This window comes from Bacillus sp. LJBV19, from assembly GCF_017797845.1.
In the GTDB taxonomy this organism is placed as follows: Bacteria; Bacillota; Bacilli; order Bacillales; family Bacillaceae; genus Bacillus; species Bacillus velezensis.
This window is the reverse complement of record NZ_CP072563.1, coordinates 1,666,130-1,685,575: the sequence shown is the minus strand read 5'-3', so window position 1 is coordinate 1,685,575 and position 19,446 is coordinate 1,666,130. Positions and strand designations below refer to the sequence as shown.

Below are 19,446 nucleotides of genomic sequence, written 5' to 3'. Positions count from 1 at the left end.
AAGAGGACAGACGACACTCGCCCATCCTCTTTCCTTGTTATTCAGACGGTTTATCTGAATGCAGTTCGTGAATCAATGTTTCGATACGGTTGCCGTACTCAATTGATTCATCAAATTCAAATTCAAGCTCAGGCGTTTTGCGGAGTCTGATTCGGCTGCCGATTTCAGAACGGATAAATCCTTTCGCTTTCTCAAGCCCTTTCAGCGCCTCCTCTTTCTTTTTCTCACCGCCGAGAACGGAGATATACACCTTCGCTATTTGTAAATCACCTGAAACACGTACGTCTGTTACAGTGAGAAATCCGATTCTCGGGTCTTTCAGCTTTCGGCTGATAATATCCCCAAGCTCTTTTTTCATCTGCTCGCCGACACGGTTTGCTCTCATACTCAATTCAATCACCTCTAAGTTAAAACCACTCTGTTCTAGTGATCGTCCGTTCTATTTCGGGAAAGGAGTCAATAAACGCGAGTACGCGCTGGATCTCCTTTTCCGCCTGAACGTGAGAGGAGGAGACGACGGCGATTCCGAAGCTGGTCCGCTGCCAAGTGTCCTGATAGCCGATTTCTGCGGCCGACACGTTGAACTTATTCTGAACCCTCGTTATAATCCGCTTCAGAACGGCTCGTTTCTCCTTTAATGATCCCGCATCATAAATGATGCATTCACATTCCGCAAATCCGATCACTTTCTTTCGATTTCCTGCATGACATACGCTTCAAGGATGTCGCCTTCGCGAATGTCATTGTATTTCTTAATTGTAATACCACATTCATATCCTTGTGAAACTTCTTTCACATCATCTTTGAAGCGTTTCAGAACGTCTACTTCCCCTTCGAAGATGACCACGCCGTCACGGATCAGGCGGAGTCCGCTGTCACGTGTAATGTGGCCGTCTGTTACATATCCGCCGGCAATCGTGCCGATTTTCGACACTTTGAATGTTTGGCGCACTTCAACCTGGCCGATGACTTTTTCTTCGTATTCAGGATCAAGCATTCCTTTCATCGCCGCTTCAATTTCTTCGATGACTTTGTAAATGATACGGTGAAGACGGATATCTACATTTTCAGCTTCAGCCGTGCTCTTAGCATTTCCGTCTGGGCGCACATTAAACCCGATAACGATTGCATTTGAAGCAGATGCGAGAATGATGTCTGATTCCGTAATCGCACCGACGCCTGTGTGAATGATTTTCACTTTTACGCCTTCTACTTCAATTTTTTGAAGAGCGGCTGTTAACGCTTCGGCTGAACCTTGAACGTCAGCTTTTACGATTAAATTGATGTCTTTGACATCGCCTTGTTTAATTTGTTCAAACAGATCATCGAGGCTCAGCTTCGCTTTGTCGCTGCGCTGTTCTTCCAGTTGCTTGGAAGCGCGTGCTTCACCGACAGAACGGGCTGTTTTTTCGTCTTTAAAGACGAGGAATTGATCGCCAGCCTGCGGTACGTCGTTTAAGCCCGTGATTTCTACAGGTGTGGACGGTCCGGCTGTTTTCACGCGGCGGCCGAGATCATTAACCATGGCCCGCACGCGGCCGAATGTATTTCCGACAACGATTGGATCTCCGACATTCAATGTTCCCGTTTGAACGAGAAGTGTCGCGACAGATCCTCTTCCTTTATCGAGCTCAGCTTCAATAACCGTTCCTTTTGCCTGACGGTTCGGATTGGCTTTCAGCTCTTCCACTTCACTGACAAGCAGAATCATTTCGACAAGCTCGTCAATTCCCTTGCCTGTAAGAGCGGACAGAGGAACGAAAATCGTTTCTCCTCCCCATGCTTCAGGAACGAGTCCGTATTCAGTCAGCTCCTGCATGACACGGTCAGGGTTCGCGCTTTCTTTATCCACTTTATTCACGGCAACGATAATCGGAACCTCAGCCGCTTTCGCATGGTTGATGGCTTCGACTGTCTGCGGCATAACGCCGTCATCAGCCGCTACGACTAAAATGGTAATATCAGTTACTTCCGCACCGCGCGCCCGCATTGTTGTGAACGCCGCGTGTCCCGGAGTATCTAAGAACGTGATTTTTTTGCCGTTTTCTTCGATCTGGTAAGCCCCGATATGCTGGGTGATTCCGCCGGCTTCACCTTCAACAACTTTTGTTTTTCTGATGCTGTCAAGGAGGGTCGTTTTCCCGTGGTCAACGTGGCCCATGATCGTCACGACAGGCGGACGGATTTGAAGATCTTCTTCTTTGTCAGCCTCTTCATATTTTTCAAGCTCAGTTTCTTCAAGCACAATCACTTCTTCTGTTTCTACACCGTATTCAGATGCGATCAGTTCGATTGTGTCTTTGTCAAGCTCCTGGTTAATGGTAGCCATTACGCCCAGAAGCATCAGTTTTTTAATGAGTTCAGACGGCTCTTTGCCCAGTTCCTCGGCTAAAGCTCCGACTGTTAAAGAGCCGGAAAACGTAATTTTCTCAGGAAGCTCTTTTTTCGGCTTCAGCGGTTTTTGCTGATACTGATTTTTGTTGTTATGATTGCGTTTGTTTTTGTTTTTGTTGTTGTTGTTATTCTTCTTGTTTTTGTTAAATTGATTATTCTGCACGTCATTCTTCTTTCCGTCTCGAATTTTGTTTGGTTGATTCCCAGCAGGCTGCTGATTAATCCCTTGCGGCTTGTTTTTGTTCGTTTCCGCAGGCTTCTGAGATGTAACGCCGGCGCCGCCTTTTTTAAATTTCGCATCAAGCTGCTTAATGGTCTTTTCTTCAAGCATTGCCATATGGTTATTTACTACTATATCCATGTTTTTCAGCGCAGTCAAAATTTCCTTGCTTGAAACATTGATGGCTTTTGCATATTCGTAAACTCTCATTTTAGCCATTCGTTCACCCCCAAAAATATTAATCGAGCAAGCTGATCAGCTTATTCGCAAAACCTTGGTCAGTGACGGCGACAACGACACGTGATTCCTTGCCGATAGAGCGGCCGAGATCCGCGCGGCTTTCGACTTTTTTATAAGGCACTTTATAATAATTGCATTTATCGGATACTTTTTTTGCAGTATTCGCAGATGCATCTTCTGTCAGCAGAACAAGTTTTGCACGCGCATTTCTAATTTCTTTTATAACCAAGTCCTCGCCCGACACGACCTTACGAGCTCGATTGGCCAGACCCAGCAAGGGAAACCATTCCATTCCAGACATGTTATTTTTTCACCTTTTCCGCCAGTTCCAGCAATTCTTCGAAAATCTGGTCATCGATTTGTGATTGAAATTGATTTTGCAATGTGTTTTTCTTTTTCGCAGCTAAGATGCATTCTTTCTCAAGGGTGATATAGGCACCCCGCCCGTTCTTCTTTCCGGTCGGATCGACTGAAATCTCTCCTTCTTTAGAACGGACAATTCGGATCAGTTCCTTTTTAGGCTTCATTTCCCCCGTTACCACGCATTTGCGCAGAGGAATTTTTTTTCGCTTATTCACCTAAAGTCACCTCTTATTCATCCGATTCGGCTGTTTCAGGCTCCATAAAGAGCGGCTCTAAATCGTCATCTTCTTCATGCTCTCTCGGATAGATGCCAAGGTCTCTTGCATCCGTTTCACTTTTGATATCGATTTTCCAGCCTGTCAGTTTCGCGGCTAAGCGGGCGTTTTGCCCTCTTTTTCCGATTGCCAGAGAAAGCTGGTAATCAGGAACGATGACAGTCGTGGCTTTTTCTTCTTCGCTGACGATGACATCCAGCACTTTAGACGGGCTGAGCGCATTGGCAACAAATTCAACCGGATCATCAGACCAGTTGACGATATCAATTTTTTCGCCTTTCAGTTCATTGACGATCGCCTGCACGCGCTGGCCTTTGGGACCGACGCATGAACCGACCGGATCAACGTCAGGATCATCAGTGCGGACGGAGATTTTAGAGCGGTCGCCCGCTTCTCTGGCAACGGATTTCAGTTCGACCGTTCCGTCATAAATTTCCGGCACTTCGATTTCAAAAAGACGCTTCAACAGACCAGGATGCGTTCTTGATACATAGATCTGCGGCCCTTTTGTCGTTTTTTCGACTTTTGTGATAAATACTTTAATCCGATCGTGCGGTTTATAGCTCTCATTCGGCATTTGTTCATTGACGGGCAGCAGCGCTTCAATCTTGCCGAGAGACACGTAAATAAACTTGCTGTCTAAGCGCTGTACAATTCCCGTCATGATGTCTTCTTCACGATCGATAAATTCTGAGTAAATCACGCCGCGCTCAGCTTCACGGACACGCTGCGTCACCACTTGTTTCGCCGTCTGCGCAGCAATGCGGCCGAAGTCTTTCGGCGTTACTTCTATTTCAACGACATCTCCGACAAGGTAGTTCGGATGGATGTGCTGGGCGTCGTCAAGCGAGATTTCAAGTCTTGAATCGTATACCTCGTCTACGACATCCTTTCTTGCGAACACGCGGATCGTGCCCGTCTCACGGTTCAGATCGACCCGTACGTTTTGCGCCTGGTTAAAATTTCGCTTATACGCGGAAATTAAGGCAGCTTCAATTGCTTCGATGATAATGTCTTTACTGATGCCTTTTTCTTTTTCAAGAATAGTGAGAGCATCTAATAGTTCACTGCTCATGTTAGCGGTCTCCCCCCTTAAACACTAATACTTCATTCATTAAAATGTTACAGCTAATCTTGCGTTAGCTATTTTTTCATACGGAATATTGACCCGTTTCTTTCTTGTTTTGACCGTCATCTCTATTGTAACAGTTTGTCCATCAAATTCAGCCAATTTGCCTTCAAACACTTTTAAACCGTCAATCGGTTCGTACGTTTTCATGTACACATTTTTGCCCAGTGATTTTTCGAAGTCGGCTTTTTTCTTTAATGGACGCTCGGCTCCAGGAGAAGATACTTCAAGAAAGTAGTTCTGGGTGATCGGATCGGCCTCATCCAGCTTTTCGCTTAACGCTTCGCTGACTTTGGCGCACTCCTCAATATCAACACCGTTCTCGGAATCAATAAACACGCGAAGGAACCAGTTTTGACCCTCTTTGACAAATTCAATGTCTACGAGTTCAAGCTGAAGGTCATCCAGTATGGGCTGAGCCATTTCTTGAACGGTATCAGTCACTTTTTTGCTCATGTTTTTCCTCCTTGTGCTGTCGATATCATATCAGCCGTTCCTCTGCATAAAAACCCTGCTTCAAAAGAGCAGGGGCATTGAGAAAACGATGGACATGTCGAGGCAAAATTGCCTGTTCAATACAAAAGAGCGGGTTTCCCCACTCTTTGCCTCGGTAATCGTTAGCATTTCCAATAAAACTATACCATAACCATATATTTAATGCAAATCAAACTCCGCTCGGAGGCTGTGCACAAAGCTTAAAACAGAGACAGCTGATTTTGGTCCGGAAGCGACTCAAGACAGCCGTGACGGTCTAAATACTCTAAAATGGTTTTTGACACTTTTCCGCGTTTTTGAAGATCCTCTTTTGAAAGGAACTCTCCTTCTTCCCGCGCTTTCACAATATTGAGAGCGGCGTTGGTTCCCAGTCCCGGAATTGAGTTGAACGGCGGGATGAGACTGTTGCCGTCAATGATAAATTCCGAAGCGCTCGAACGGTATAGATCGACCTTCTGGAAGGAATAGCCGCGCTCACACATTTCAAGAGCAAGCTCTAACACGGTAAGGAGGTTTTTCTCCTTCGGCGAAGCATCAAGCCCTTTAGAGCTGATATCATCCATCACCGCTCTGATAGCGGTCGAGCCTTTAATCATTGTATCAATGTCAAAGTCATCTGCGCGGACGGTAAAATACGCAGCATAATATAAAAGCGCGTGATGCACTTTAAAGTATGCAATCCGCACCGCCATCAGCACGTATGCGGCGGCGTGGGCTTTCGGGAACATGTATTTGATTTTTTTGCATGAATCAATATACCAGTTCGGCACATTGTTCTTTTTCATTTCTTCTTCCCATTCCGGCGTCAGGCCTTTGCCTTTACGGACGAATTCCATGATTTTAAAGGCCAGTGAAGGCTCAAGGCCCTGATAGATCAAGTAAACCATAATGTCATCACGGCAGCCGATCACTTCGCTCAGTTCACACGTATTGTTGTGTATCAGTTCCTGCGCATTGCCGAGCCATACGTCCGTTCCGTGGGAAAGCCCGGAAATCTGGACAAGCTCGGAGAACGTCGTCGGCTTCGTATCCTCAAGCATCTGCCGCACAAATCGCGTCCCGAATTCAGGAATGCCGAGCGTCCCCGTTTTACAGCCGATCTGCTCTTCAGTGACGCCTAGCGATTCTGTACCTTGGAAAATCTTCATAACTTCCGGATCATCTGTCGGAATCGTCTTCGGATCAATTCCGCTTAAATCCTGAAGCATCCGGATGACTGTCGGATCATCGTGCCCCAATATATCAAGCTTCAGCAGGTTGTCATGAATGGAGTGGAAGTCAAAATGAGTCGTTTTCCATTCAGACCCCGTCGCATCTGCCGGGAATTGTATCGGTGAAAAATCGTAAATATCCATGTAATCCGGGACAACGATAATCCCCCCCGGGTGCTGGCCGGTCGTTCTCTTAACGCCGGTGCAGCCTTGCACCAGACGGTCGATCTCCGCGCCGCGCATGTGTAGGTTGTGATCGCCCGCATAGCCTTTCACATATCCGTAAGCCGTCTTTTCCGCGACGGTGCCGATCGTTCCCGCGCGATACACGTTATCTTCACCGAACAATACTTTCGTGTAGTTATGGGCATGCGGCTGATACTCACCTGAGAAGTTCAAGTCGATATCGGGTACTTTGTCACCTTTAAAGCCTAAGAACGTTTCAAACGGGATATCATGTCCGTCCTTTTTCAAAGGCGTGCCGCAAGACGGGCAGGTTTTATCCGGAAGGTCAAAACCGGAACCGACTGATCCGTCATTAAAGAATTCGGAATATCGGCAGCTCGGGCACACATAGTGCGGAGCGAGCGGGTTCACTTCAGTGATTTCCGTTAAGGTCGCCACAAGCGATGAACCGACGGACCCCCGGGAGCCGACGAGATAACCGTCATCCAGAGACCGTTTTACAAGCTTATGAGAGATGAGATAAATAACGGCGAATCCATGGCCGATGATACTTTTTAATTCTTTTTCTATTCTCGCTTCCACAATTTCGGGAAGCTCTTCACCGTAAATGCTTCTGGCGCGCTGATAGCTCATTTCACGGATTTCTTCATCAGCCCCGTCAATTTTCGGCGTGTACAGATCGTCTTTGATCGGTTTGATCTCATCGATCATCGAAGCGACTTTCTGCGTATTGTCAACCACGATTTCTTTCGCTTTTTCTGCACCAAGGAAGGAGAAAGCCTCCAGCATTTCATCTGTCGTTCTGAAGTGCACTTTGGGCAGTTCGTGTCTGTTTAACGGGTTGGCGCCGCCTTGGGAAGATATTAAGATCTTCCGGTAAATTTTATCCTCATCGTTTAAATAGTGGACATTTCCCGTAGCCACGACCGGCTTATTCAATTTTTCTCCGAGCTTCGTAATGTTGGCGATGATTTCTTTCAGCGCTTTTTCATCCCGGACGAGCTCAAGCTGCAGAAGGTGTCTGTATACTTCCGGCGGCTGCACTTCAAGATAATCATAGAAGGATGCGATATCTTCAACCTCTTCAGGAGATTTTTGCATCATGCCTTCAAAGACCTCACCCCTGTCACAGGCAGAGCCGATTAACAGACCTTCTCTGTATTTATTAAGCTGCGACCTCGGAATGCGCGGCACTCTGTAGAAATATTGAATATGAGAAATGGACACGAGCTTAAACAGATTTTTAAGGCCGGTCTCATTTACGGCAAGCAATGTAGCGTGATAAGGCCTTGATCTTTGATAAGCATTGGATTGTCCCATATTCTCATTCAGCTGATCATGATAAAAAATGTCTTTTTCAGCGGCATCTTTGAGCATTTTCAACAGCAGGTAGCCCGTTGCTTCAGCGTCAAAGACCGCTCGGTGATGCTGGGTTAATTCGATATCAAACTTCTTACATAACGTATTTAAGCGGTGATTTTTAAACTCAGGATACAGGAAACGCGCGAGTTCCAGCGTATCAATGACCGGATTTTTCGCTTTTTCCGTTTTCAAAAGACGCTTGTACGCCACATTTAAAAATCCCATATCAAAGCTGGCGTTATGAGCCACAAGCACTTCATCGCCGATCCATTCTTTAAAATCCCGGACGACGTCAACGACATCGGGAGCGTCGCGGACCATGTCGTCCGTAATCCCGGTAAGCTCTATCGTCGTTGCTGACAGCGGATGGTGCGGATTGGCGAACGCTTCGAATTTATCGATGATTTCTCCGCCTCTTATTTTGACTGCGGCAAGCTCAATGATGGTGTCATACACTGCGGACAGACCTGTCGTTTCAACGTCAAAGACGACGTATGTGTCTTCTTCCAGGAGACGGTGAGCTGGATTGTATGCGATCGGAACACCGTCATCTACGATATTGGCTTCCATTCCGTAAATCATTTTAATGCCGTGTTTTTTCGCGGCGGAATAGGCATCCGGGAAAGACTGCACAACGGCATGATCAGTTAACGCAATCGCTTCATGTCCCCATTTTTTCGCCTGTTCGACAAGCTTTCCGATGCCCGTTACAGCATCCATTTGGCTCATCGGAGAATGCAGATGAAGCTCAACCCGTTTTTCGCCTTCAGGAGCGGAGTCTTCACGGGTTTTGGCTTTTATTTCATTCACGTCATTTGCAATCATGACGAGGTCTCTGACGAATGTATCGTTTTGAATGCTTCCCCGCGCCTTCACCCACATGCCTTTTTTCAGCGTTTTCATCAAAGCGGCGTCTTCTTTTTCTCTGGCGAACATTTTTACTAAAATGCTGTTTGTATAGTCCGTGATTTTGAAAATGCAGAGCGTGCGTCCGCTTTTCAGCTCGCGTGTTTCAGCATCAAACACAAACCCCTGCACCGTAATTCTTCTTTCTTCATCCATGATGCTGTCAAGCGTCCGGATTTCTTCGTTCTCTTTAATTTGATAGCCGATGACAAGCGGTCCGGACGGTGCCTGATCCTCATCGCCCTCTTTTTCCTTCTTCTCCATCTCGATAAGCGCCTGCATCGCCCGCTCCTGATCTTCAGCAAGCTTTTGCTCGCGGAATTTCTGGACTTCTTGGTCAGATACGAAAATTTCGGTATCCAGCTGCAGTTCCGGAAAGCCGAATTGGCGATAGCTGTGCTGAATCAGTGCGCTGTATTTATTTTTGAGCGCAGATGCTTCTGTATCTGTTTTTGTTTTCACGATCAGCTTGTTTCCCTTGAGCTTCGGCTTCTGCTGATTCAAAAGAGCCACCATCGGCGGCGAGGTTCCTTCAAGCTCTTCAATACAGCGTGTCCAATAATCCTGTACAAGCTCCTCTGTCACTGTGGGGTCAATGACCTGAACAGACGATGTGACACGGGCGATGTGAGCAAACGATTGTGTTAACCTCATCATGAATGAGTCATATATTTGATACGGCAAAAGAGCCTTAAAGCGAAATTGGAAATGCCAGGCTTTTTCTGCTTTATGGATTGTCAGTTTATCAATCTCTCCGTCTTCAAAGTATGTCATGAAGGTATCATCTGTCATATTAAGCTGCTGCAGAAGAATCTGAAACTGTCTTCTGTTTACTGATAACTGTTCCATTCAGACAGTATCCCTCCCTTAAAACATCATAAGTGAAGGTACCTCCGCAGGTGATGAGGTACCTTCTTTTTTCTCTATTTTAACATGATTTTGTGTGATTCGTTATGGTGATTACTTCGTCTTGATAAATTCAGAAAGCTCATCCACTGAAACTTCGGCAGATTCACCGGTTTTGCGGATTTTCACTTCTACGATGCCTTCGTCGGCACGTTTTCCGACAGTAATGCGGATCGGAAGGCCGATCAGATCAGAATCAGCAAACTTCACGCCTGCGCGTTCAGCGCGGTCATCGTATAATACCTCATAACCTTCCGCCTGGAATTTGCCGTAAAGCTGTTCAGCAAGCTCTTTTTGCGCTTCGTTTTTCATATTCAGCGCCAAAATATGAAGATCATACGGAGCAACGCTTTTCGGCCAGATCAAGCCTTTTTCGTCGTGATGCTGTTCAGCGATGGCTGAAAGCGTTCTGGACACGCCGATTCCGTAACATCCCATCAGCATCGGCTGCGCACGCCCGTTTTCATCAAGGTATGTCGCATTCATCGCTTCAGAGTAACGCGTGCCGAGTTTAAAGACTTGTCCGACCTCAATCCCTTCAGCGAAACGGATCGTGCCTTTTCCGTCAGGTGACGGATCGCCTTCCTGAATGATTCGAAGATCGGCATACGCTTTTACAGACGCGTCACGTTCGATGTTTACGTTTCGGTAATGACGGTCTCTTTCATTCGCGCCGCTAACAGCGTTTACCATTACTTTCACGGCTTGGTCGGCATAAATCTCAATGTCGCCGGCAGCGCCGATCGGCCCCGCAAATCCCGGCTCCGTGCCAAGTTTCTCCGCTACTTCTTCATGAGACGCAAGCTCAACCACTTCCGCGTTCAGAAGGTTTTTCACTTTCACGTCATTGACCTCATGATCGCCTCTCACTAACACGAGAACAAATCGGTCATCAGCTTTAAACAGCATTGATTTGATGCAGGCGCTCGGCTCGATCTGCAAGAACGAAGCGAGCTCTTCAATGCTTTTGACATTCGGCGTATCAATTTTCTCCAATGCCTCGGGTGTTTCATCTGACGGCTCGCTGTTCATGACAACTTCCGCCATTTCTGTATTGGCTGCGTAAGAGGATCCATCGGAATAAGCGATGGTATCTTCCCCTATTTCAGAAAGAGCCATAAATTCATGCGTATCTTTTCCGCCCATCGCGCCTGAGTCGGCAATAACGGGACGGACGTTTAATTCACAGCGTGCGAAAATGCTGCTGTATGCGCCGTACATGTTTTGGTATGTTTCCTCCAGACTTTCTTCAGAAGCATGGAAAGAATACGCATCTTTCATGATGAATTCGCGTCCGCGCAATAACCCGAAACGCGGGCGTTTTTCATCTCTGAATTTAGACTGGATCTGGTAAAGAGTGAGCGGCAGACGCTTATAAGATTTCACCTCATCGCGCACGAGAGAAGTAATGACTTCTTCATGTGTCGCGCCTAAAGCAAATTCGCGGCCGTGGCGGTCTTTCAGACGCATTAATTCAGGCCCGTACGTATACCATCTGCCTGATTCCTGCCATGTTTCAGCCTGCTGAAGGGCCGGCATCAGCATTTCCACCGCGTTGATTTTTTCCATTTCTTCACGCACGATCTTCTGAATGTTTTGAATGACCCTGTAAGCCAGGGGCATGTAGCTGTAAACCCCGCTCGTATTTTGTCTGATAAATCCCGCTCTCAGCAGAAGCTTATGGCTTTTTGCTTCAGCATCAGCCGGCACTTCTCTCAGGGTCGGAATAAGCGTCAAACTTTGTCTCATGTCTTCGCACCTCTGATTTTTTACTAGTCAATTATAAGAATAAACGCTGGATATCGTTCCATGTGACAACCAGCATAAGAAGCATTAAGAAAGCTACGCCGATAAATACGACAAATGCTTCCTTGTCACGGTTTATCGGCTTGCCGCGGATTGCTTCAATGAATAAAAACAGCAGCCGCCCGCCGTCAAGCGCCGGTATCGGCAGCAGGTTGACGATTCCCAGGTTGATGCTTAAAAACGCCGCAAACCGCAATAAGTTGATGATGCCGGTTTTTGCAACTTGATCGGTCATATCATAAATGCCGACAGGACCCGAAAGCATATCAAGCTTAAACTGGCCTGTCACAATTTTGCCCAGATTGGTCAGAATCGCTTTTGTGACATCAACGGTAGATGTCGCGCCGTAGGCGATCGCTGCAAGCGCGCCTTTTTCAGTCGGCGCATAAGAGCCGAAGCGGCCGATTGTTTTTTTATTTTCATCTTTTACAGCTTCAGGTGTAACCGAGATATGAAACGATTTGCCGTCCCGTTTGACGGCGACATCGATTTTTTTCCCGGGATTTTCTTTTACCGCTGTCACGATGTCGGTCCATGACCTCATTTTTTCACCGTTAATGCTCTGGATATAGTCGCCTTCTTTTAAACCGGCAGCCGCTGCGCGTCCATTGTCTGTCAGCTTCCCGAGCTCAGGCTGATTCGAAGGCACGCCTTGAATGAATCCAAGCATGACGAGAATGACATACGCTAAGATGAAGTTCATTATCGGACCGGCAGCAATCGCCTTAATCCGCTTCCATACGGGTTTAGACCCGAATTGTCGATTGTAAGGCGCAATCTGCACTTCTTCTCCGTCTACGATAAAAAAAGAGGTCTGACTGACAGTAAAGCCTGCCAGTTCATCTTCTTTCCCCTGCTCGTACCCGGTAATCTTCATTTCGTGCTCAAGATCAGCCGTCTCCACCTCGATAATTAAAGCGTCGGGATATTTTTCCTTTTGATTAATGATGACTTTTTCCACTTCGTCATCTTTATTAAAAAGAAGTCCGACGGTATAACCGGGTTTAACTTCGATCATCTCCGGGTCTTCACCGGCCATGCGGACGAACCCGCCGACCGGAAGGAGTCTGATCGTATACACGGTTTCATTCTTTTTAAATGAAAAGATTTTAGGGCCGAAGCCGATCGCAAATTCACGGCAAAGGATTCCCGCTCTTTGGGCGAGCAATAAATGCCCCAGCTCATGGAAAAAAACGAGCGTTCCGAAAATAATAATAAACGCGATAACTGTATTCACGAACATACCACCTTATGTGAGTATTGAATTAACGTATCCCCGGGTGTCTTTGTCCACTTCTTGGATATCCGCAAGACTCGGATCCTGAATTACGCTGTGGCGGTCCAATGCTTTTTCAATCAGGTCCTCAATCGATAAGAATGAAATCCGTCCGGCAAGAAAAGCGGCAACGGCTTCTTCGTTGGCCGCATTTAAAACCGTCGGCATTGTTCCCCCTATTTTACCTGATTCAAAGGCAAATTGTAAGCAGCGGAACCTTTCAAAGTCAGCTTTCGCAAAATGAAGGCTTCCGATCTCCCATAATTCAAGCCTTTTTGTTTCAGGCAGAGGCAGCCGGTCCGGATATGTCAGCGCATATTGAATCGGCACCCTCATGTCCGGATTTCCGAGCTGGGCGATGACGCTTCTGTCGTGAAATTCAACCATCGAATGAATGATGCTCTCCTTATGTAATACAACGTCAATCTGTTCATACGGAATGTCAAACAGCCAATGCGCCTCAATAACTTCAAGTCCTTTATTCATCATTGTAGCCGAGTCAATCGTAATTTTTGCGCCCATCGACCAGTTCGGGTGGTTAAGGGCGTCGGCAATCGTTACAGACTCAAGCTCCTGCCGCGTTTTATCTCTGAAACTGCCGCCGGATGCCGTAATGATCAGGCGCTCGATATTTTTGCTCTGTTCGCCTTGCAGCGCCTGAAAAATAGCGGAATGTTCGCTGTCGACCGGAAGAAGAGGAACACCGTATCGTTTTGCGTGTCCTTTCACTATATGCCCGGCAGTGACAAGAGTTTCCTTATTTGCAAGCGCAATTGTTTTTTTCTGTTCAATCGCTTTCAAAGTCGGGATTAAACCGACGCTTCCAAGCAGCGCATTGACCACGATATCCACTTCGTCCATGACTGCCGCTTCAATCAGGCCTTCTTCTCCGATGCCGATTTGACATTCATGAGAAAAAGACGCTTCTTTCACTTTTTGATATGTATCCATGTCGCCGACTGCTACATATTTCGGCTGAAACGTTCTGATCAACGGGATCGCTTTCTCGGCGTTTTTACCGAAAGTCATCGAGACGAGACGGAACTGATCTTGATGCATGCGCAATACGTCTAACGTCTGCTCCCCTATTGATCCTGTTGCTCCTAAAAGACAAATATTCTTCAAAATGCCACTCCCATTCTATGCGTCCAGATCGGTCTTATTTTCATATTAGCCTTTCTCATGAAAAAAGCGCAAGCAGAAAGTATAAGAACGGCATGACAAACAAAAAGCTGTCAAATCGATCTAAAATGCCGCCGTGCCCGGGAAGGATTTTTCCCGAATCCTTCACATCATAGTGCCGCTTAAGCGCTGATTCAACCAAATCCCCGATCTGTCCGAACACAGACAAAACAAGCGTGATGACCAAAAGAACCGGGTATGAAATCGGAAGGTGCGCAAACAGCTGAAAAACAGCCGTAAAAATAAGGGCGATGACAATACCGCCGAGAAACCCTTCCACTGTTTTGTTAGGACTGATTTCGGGCCACAGCTTCCGCTTCCCGAGCGACTTTCCGACGAAATATGCGCCTGAGTCCGTTGACCATATGACAACGCAGGCATAAAAGATATACAAAAGCCCGTTTGTTTCAATGTTTCTGATTTCAATAAAATAATGAAAACACAGTCCGATATATACCGTCGCGAGAACGATAAACCCGACTTCGTCAAACGTAAAGGTGTTTTTCACGAGCACCGTATAGCTGAGCAGAATCAATACGGCGAAAATCGTTACTTCCATTTTCGCATCGAAAAAATGATACTTGTCCGGCATCATATACAGCCATAACAACAAGAGGCTGATCAGACCCGGAAAAGAAAAAAATCTGAGCTTTTTCATCCGCAAAAGCTCAAAAAGCGCTATACTTCCCATCACGTAAACAAATACGGTGAACGGCAATCCTCCGAAAATAACCAAAAATAAAAATAGTGCCGCTGCCAGAACACCTGTTAACAATCTTTGTTTCATTTCCACCATCCTCTAAATTCCGCCAAACCTCCGGCCCCGCTGCTGAAATTCTCCCACTGCCTGCAGAAAGTGATCTTCTTTAAAATCGGGCCACAGGACATCTGTAAAAACAAATTCACTGTAAGCCACCTGCCAAAGCATAAAGTTGCTCAATCTGATTTCTCCGCTCGTTCTGATGAGCAGCTCCGGGTCCTGGATTGATTCCGTCATTAAATGCCCGGAAAAGAGCGCTTCATCAATGTCTTCGATATTCAGCGTGCCGCTTTTCACCTGTTCGGCCAGTGCTTTTGCCGCATTGACGATTTCCGTGCGTCCGCCGTAGTTCAAAGCGAAATTGAGAATCATCCCGTCATTTTGTTCTGTATCTTTTACGGCTTTCTCAATCGCCCTGTACGTATGAGAAGGGAGCGCGGATTCATCTCCGATAATTTTCACCTGTACATTTTCCTCTATCAATTCAGGAAGATACGTATTCAGGAACTCTTCCGGAAGCTTCATCAAAAAGTCGACTTCCATCTTCGGGCGCTTCCAGTTCTCCGTTGAAAACGCATAAAGAGTCAGAACTTTAACGCCGAGCTGACTTGCGAGCTTTGTCACCCTTTTTACCACTTTCATTCCTTCATGATGTCCGGCAATCCGAGGGAGTGAGCGCTTCTTCGCCCAGCGTCCGTTTCCGTCCATAATAATAGCAATGTGTGCGGGAATTTCACCCTTCAGTATGTCTTCTTTTGTATACCGTTCTAAGTTGGAAGCCGCATTCTGCTGATTCTTCCAATTTTTGAGTATGTTGAGCATGAGATTCCTCCGTCACCCAAAAAGGTTGCGTTGCTGATGATCAATGTAATCAACAGTATTAACAAAAAAACCCCCTGTAAACATGAGAGGGTCTTTTCACATTATCTATTGTACATAGTTTTTCATTAAACTTCCATGATTTCTTTTTCTTTGTCCTTTGTGACGCTGTCAATTTTTGACACATATTCATCTGTCAGCTTTTGAACGTCTTCACTGGAAGCACGAAGCTCGTCTTCTGTAATGTCTCCGTTTTTCTCAAGTTTTTTGAGGTCATCGTTGCTGTCACGGCGGACATTACGGACTGCTACTTTCGCCTCTTCCGCGTATTTTTTCACGACTTTGACAAGTTCTTTACGTCTTTCTTCCGTCAGAGCCGGGATCGCGATGCGGATAATTGTGCCGTCACTTGTCGGCGTTACGCCAAGATCAGCTTTCAGGATCGCTTTTTCAATATCGCCGATTGCCGTTTTGTCATACGGTGTGACAACAAGCATACGCGCTTCAGGCACATTGATGGAAGACAGCTGGTTTAAAGGTGTTTGGGCACCGTAGTATTCTACTGTCACTTTATCCAATAGAGATGGGTTGGCACGTCCTGCGCGGACTGACGCCAATTCGCGTGAATAAGCGGCAACCGCTTTTTCCATGCGTTCTTTTGTTTGTGTTAATACTTCGTTTGACAACGTTATTTCCCCCTTACGATCGTTCCGATTGATTCGCCGATTACGGCACGCTTAATATTTCCTTCTTCCATAATAGAAAAGACGATCAGCGGAATATCATTATCCATACATAATGAAGAAGCCGTAGAATCCATGACTTCCAGCCCGTCTTTTAACACATCGAGATAAGATAATTTTTCGTATTTAACGGCTGACTCATCTTTTCTCGGATCAGCATTATACACACCGTCGACATTATTTTTCGCCATTAAAATCACGTCCGCTTCGATTTCAGCGGCACGCAGCGCTGCGGTTGTGTCCGTAGAGAAATAAGGATTTCCTGTTCCCGCGGCAAAAATAACAACGCGTTTTTTCTCCAGGTGGCGGATGGCTTTTCTTCTGATGTAAGGCTCAGCGACCTGACGCATTTCAATTGATGTCTGCACTCTGGACTGAATTCCGAGCGTTTCCAGGCTGTCCTGCAGGGCAAGTGAGTTCATGACAGTAGCAAGCATGCCCATATAATCGGCCGTCGCACGGTCCATTCCTAAGTCACTGCCTGTTTTTCCGCGCCATAAGTTGCCGCCGCCTACGACTACGGCCACTTCGACGTCAAGCTCAGCGATTTCTTTTACCTGTTTAGCGATGGATTGGATGACAGTCGGATTAATGCCGTTTCCCTGCTCTCCTGCCAATGCTTCTCCGCTAAGCTTTAAAACGATACGATTGTATTTTGGTTTTTCCATAATAACCTCCAAGTGTAAACATTGCCGTTTCCTATTATGCAAGAGAAAAAAAGGTTTGTAAATATAGTTTTAAAAATAGGGAACACAAGTAGTGTCCCCTATACTGCCTGAAAAGCCGCGAAAGATTCGCCAAGGCTTTCCGCCATTATTTTTTCACTTGGTTCATAACTTCTTCAGCAAAGTTTTCTTGGCGTTTTTCAATACCTTCTCCAACTTCGTAGCGGACGTAAGTTTTAACAGATGCGTTTTTCGCAGCCACAACTTGTTTCACTTTTTCGTCTGGGTTTTTAACGAAAGCTTGGTCTAATAAGCAAATTTCTTCGAAGAATTTGTTCAGACGGCCTTCAACCATTTTAGCTACGATGTTTTCCGGTTTGCCTTCTTGAAGAGCTTGCTGAGTCAGGATCTGACGCTCATGGTTTGCTTCTTCTTCAGACACTTGGTCGCGGGAAATGTAACGAGGATTTACCGCTGCAACATGCATCGCGATGTCTTTTGCAAGATCTTCGTCAGTTGTTCCGCTAAGAACGGATAATACGCCGATGCGGCCTCCCATGTGAAGGTAAGCACCGAACGCTTCGCTGTCTTCTTTTGAAATAACAGCAAAACGGCGAAGAGTGATTTTCTCTCCGATTTTAGCAACGTTGCTTGTGATGTATTCTTCAACAGTAGAACCGTTTTCCATCTTTTGACCCATTGCTTCTTCAAGATCAGCAGGAGCGTTTGCAAGAAGGTGGTCAGCAAGCGTGTTCAGAAGCTCTTTGAAGCCTTCGTTTTTCGCAACGAAATCAGTTTCAGAGTTTACTTCTAAGATAACGCCTTTGTTGCCGTCAGTTTTAATAAGAGTAGAACCTTCAGCAGCGATACGGTCAGCTTTTTTAGCCGCTTTCGCAATTCCTTTTTCTCTCAGAAGGTCGATTGCTTTGTCCATATCTCCGTCAGTTTCAGTCAATGCTTTTTTACAGTCCATCATACCAGCGCCTGTTTTTTGACGCAGTTCTTTTACCTGCTGTGCAGTAATAGCCATTTGAATTCCTCCTTATATGTGTAAACAAGATATGTATAGATACATTTTTCTTGAAAAAAGGTGATAAAAGGCAGTCCCTTCTATCACCTTTTGATTAGGTTACGCAGTTGTCGTTTCTGTTTCAGGTGCAGTCTCTTCAGCAGCTTCCGCTTCTTCTTCGCCTTGCTTCGCTTCAAGAATAGCATCTGCCATTTTAGAAGTAAGAAGTTTAACAGCGCGGATTGCGTCATCGTTTGCAGGGATTACGACATCAATTTCATCAGGATCACAGTTTGTATCTACGATTCCGATGATAGGAATGTTCAATTTGCGAGCTTCCGCAACAGCGATGCGCTCTTTGCGAGGATCGATGATGAATAATGCATCAGGAAGATCCTTCATGTCTTTAATTCCGCCGAGGAATTTTTCAAGACGCTCTAATTCTTTTTTCAATTGAACAACTTCTTTTTTCGGAAGTACTTCAAATGTACCGTTTTCTTGCATTTTCTCGATGTCTTTCAGACGCTTAATGCGTTTTTGGATTGTTTCGAAGTTTGTCAGTGTACCGCCCAACCAGCGTTGGTTGACATAGTACATGCCAGAGCGTACAGCTTCTTCTTTAACAGAATCCTGAGCTTGTTTTTTTGTGCCGACGAAAAGGATTTTTCCGCCTTCAGCAGCAAGGTTTTTCGTGAAGTTGTAAGCTTCCTCTACTTTTTTCACTGTTTTTTGAAGGTCAATGATGTAGATTCCGTTACGCTCCGTGAAAATGTAACGCTTCATTTTTGGGTTCCAGCGGCGTGTTTGGTGGCCGAAGTGAACACCAGCTTCAAGCAATTGTTTCATAGAAATAACTGACATGTGATTTCCTCCTAATAAAATGGTTTTTTTCCTCCGCTTAGGTCATTTTTGTGCAGAACTGCCGTTTGCAGCACCCTCTGCATAAATCGTTAAGCGTGTGTATTTAACACCAAGAAATAATATAACACAGCTTTATGCGACAATCAAGAATCCTTTACAGCTTTGCCGCGAAATTTTAAAAACAGCTCGATTTCTGTCTTTCCGCTCTGCATCCGTTTGGCAATTTCCGCGGGGGTGAGCCCTTGTTCATATAATTCTGAAACACGTTCTTCAAACGAATGCGCGCCGCTGTTTTCGTCACTTTCAGCCCGTTCCGTTGCACTGATGAGCTTTTCCATGTGGTCCGGAATATCAGGCTCTTCTTTCGGTTCCGGCCGGGGTTCGGCGTCTTCTGCGTCCGGCGCTTGATCATTCCGGCTTTTTGCGTCTTCGAGTCTTTCATTTTCTTCTTTCAGCTCAAGCAGAAACGCTGCAAGGGTGTTTTCCGTCTCTTCAAGAATCTTCTTCTGCTGGCGCTCCGTCTCCTTGAGGGCTGAAAACCTCGTGTACAGAATAATGACGGCATAAAGCAGTACGCCGTGAAGCACAAAGCTTAAAAGCCATAATAGTGTTGACATGTTTTTCACTCGCTAACCATG

The 19,446-nt window shown here is 46.0% G+C and carries 18 protein-coding genes; all 18 read right to left on the bottom strand.

The window, feature by feature from the left end:
* Positions 1-37: 37 nt before the first annotated feature.
* Positions 38-391, bottom strand: a complete 354-nt coding sequence (gene rbfA, locus J6600_RS08430; protein ID WP_003154185.1) for a 30S ribosome-binding factor RbfA — start codon at positions 389-391, stop codon at positions 38-40.
* 16 nt (positions 392-407) lie between these two features.
* On the bottom strand, positions 408-686 hold the full coding sequence (locus tag J6600_RS08425; protein ID WP_003154188.1) for a DUF503 domain-containing protein: 279 nt from the start codon (positions 684-686) through the stop codon (positions 408-410).
* Positions 683-2,833: a translation initiation factor IF-2 gene (gene infB, locus J6600_RS08420; RefSeq protein ID WP_015417484.1), complete on the bottom strand. Its 2,151-nt coding sequence runs from the start codon at positions 2,831-2,833 to the stop codon at positions 683-685. Before infB ends, J6600_RS08425 begins: the two co-directional genes overlap by 4 nt.
* Before the next feature lie 19 nt (positions 2,834-2,852).
* The gene (locus tag J6600_RS08415; protein WP_003154192.1) at positions 2,853-3,155 is read right to left on the bottom strand and encodes a YlxQ family RNA-binding protein; all 303 of its coding nucleotides are present in this window, start codon (positions 3,153-3,155) and stop codon (positions 2,853-2,855) included.
* A gap of 1 nt (position 3,156) precedes the next feature.
* The gene (gene rulR, locus J6600_RS08410; RefSeq protein WP_003154193.1) at positions 3,157-3,432 is read right to left on the bottom strand and encodes a glucose-induced regulator RulR; all 276 of its coding nucleotides are present in this window, start codon (positions 3,430-3,432) and stop codon (positions 3,157-3,159) included.
* 13 nt (positions 3,433-3,445) lie between these two features.
* Positions 3,446-4,567 (bottom strand): transcription termination factor NusA, encoded by a 1,122-nt coding sequence (gene nusA, locus J6600_RS08405; RefSeq protein WP_003154195.1) that lies wholly within the window; start codon positions 4,565-4,567, stop codon positions 3,446-3,448.
* A gap of 39 nt (positions 4,568-4,606) precedes the next feature.
* Complete coding sequence (gene rimP, locus J6600_RS08400) at positions 4,607-5,077, bottom strand: ribosome maturation factor RimP (RefSeq protein ID WP_007409801.1); 471 nt, start codon at positions 5,075-5,077, stop codon at positions 4,607-4,609.
* A gap of 239 nt (positions 5,078-5,316) precedes the next feature.
* Positions 5,317-9,630 carry a PolC-type DNA polymerase III gene (locus tag J6600_RS08395; protein WP_209388242.1) on the bottom strand — a complete coding sequence of 1,438 codons (4,314 nt, stop codon included), beginning with the start codon at positions 9,628-9,630 and terminating at the stop codon, positions 5,317-5,319.
* A 111-nt stretch (positions 9,631-9,741) separates the two neighbouring features.
* The gene (proS, locus tag J6600_RS08390) at positions 9,742-11,436 is read right to left on the bottom strand and encodes a proline--tRNA ligase (protein WP_017417785.1); all 1,695 of its coding nucleotides are present in this window, start codon (positions 11,434-11,436) and stop codon (positions 9,742-9,744) included.
* Between the two features lie 31 nt (positions 11,437-11,467).
* Entirely contained in the window at positions 11,468-12,736 is a 1,269-nt protein-coding gene (gene rseP, locus J6600_RS08385) for an RIP metalloprotease RseP (RefSeq protein WP_014721183.1), read from the bottom strand.
* A gap of 6 nt (positions 12,737-12,742) precedes the next feature.
* A complete protein-coding gene (gene dxr, locus J6600_RS08380) occupies positions 12,743-13,894 on the bottom strand; it encodes a 1-deoxy-D-xylulose-5-phosphate reductoisomerase (protein ID WP_003154208.1) in 1,152 nt (383 codons plus the stop codon).
* 55 nt (positions 13,895-13,949) lie between these two features.
* On the bottom strand, positions 13,950-14,747 hold the full coding sequence (locus tag J6600_RS08375; RefSeq protein WP_007409796.1) for a phosphatidate cytidylyltransferase: 798 nt from the start codon (positions 14,745-14,747) through the stop codon (positions 13,950-13,952).
* A gap of 3 nt (positions 14,748-14,750) precedes the next feature.
* Entirely contained in the window at positions 14,751-15,533 is a 783-nt protein-coding gene (locus tag J6600_RS08370) for an undecaprenyl pyrophosphate synthase (protein ID WP_014417783.1), read from the bottom strand.
* 125 nt (positions 15,534-15,658) lie between these two features.
* Positions 15,659-16,216 (bottom strand): ribosome recycling factor, encoded by a 558-nt coding sequence (gene frr / locus J6600_RS08365; protein ID WP_003154212.1) that lies wholly within the window; start codon positions 16,214-16,216, stop codon positions 15,659-15,661.
* 2 nt (positions 16,217-16,218) lie between these two features.
* On the bottom strand, positions 16,219-16,941 hold the full coding sequence (gene pyrH / locus J6600_RS08360) for a UMP kinase (RefSeq protein ID WP_003154213.1): 723 nt from the start codon (positions 16,939-16,941) through the stop codon (positions 16,219-16,221).
* Positions 16,942-17,086: 145 nt separating this feature from the next.
* Complete coding sequence (gene tsf / locus J6600_RS08355) at positions 17,087-17,968, bottom strand: translation elongation factor Ts (RefSeq protein ID WP_007611455.1); 882 nt, start codon at positions 17,966-17,968, stop codon at positions 17,087-17,089.
* A 99-nt stretch (positions 17,969-18,067) separates the two neighbouring features.
* Entirely contained in the window at positions 18,068-18,808 is a 741-nt protein-coding gene (gene rpsB, locus J6600_RS08350) for a 30S ribosomal protein S2 (protein ID WP_003154215.1), read from the bottom strand.
* 143 nt (positions 18,809-18,951) lie between these two features.
* Positions 18,952-19,425, bottom strand: coding sequence for a DUF6115 domain-containing protein (locus J6600_RS08345; protein ID WP_151276303.1), 474 nt, complete (start codon positions 19,423-19,425; stop codon positions 18,952-18,954).
* Positions 19,426-19,446 lie beyond the last annotated feature (21 nt).